The sequence below is a fragment of the Burkholderia sp. SIMBA_051 genome (assembly GCF_046534915.1).
Taxonomy (GTDB): Bacteria; Pseudomonadota; Gammaproteobacteria; order Burkholderiales; family Burkholderiaceae; genus Burkholderia; species Burkholderia ambifaria.
In genome coordinates this window covers 1-237 of the sequence record NZ_JAWRXS010000865.1, presented here as the reverse complement: position 1 = coordinate 237, position 237 = coordinate 1, and the positions used below count along the sequence as shown (strand labels likewise).

1 pseudogene is annotated in these 237 nt (G+C 60.8%); it reads right to left on the bottom strand.

Annotated features, from left to right (window positions below):
* Window positions 1-237 (bottom strand): annotated as a pseudogene (locus SB771_RS36910) (hypothetical protein); the annotation flags it as partial.

Genomic DNA, 237 nt, shown 5'->3' with positions numbered 1-237 from the left:
CCTCGCCGAAACCCAGAGCTTCAAGGACATCGCCGCCAAGTGCGGCTGGCAGATGGTGATGACGGATGCCAACGGGTCCAACTCGAAACAGGTCTCCGACATCCAGAGCATGATCGCGCAGCACGTCGATCTGCTCCAGCGCATTGAAGGAAACCTGCACCGAGGCCCGATAGGCGCGATACAGATCGTCCTCGCTCGAGTCCTCCGACAGATGGTTGGCCGGGTCCAGGCCCTTAT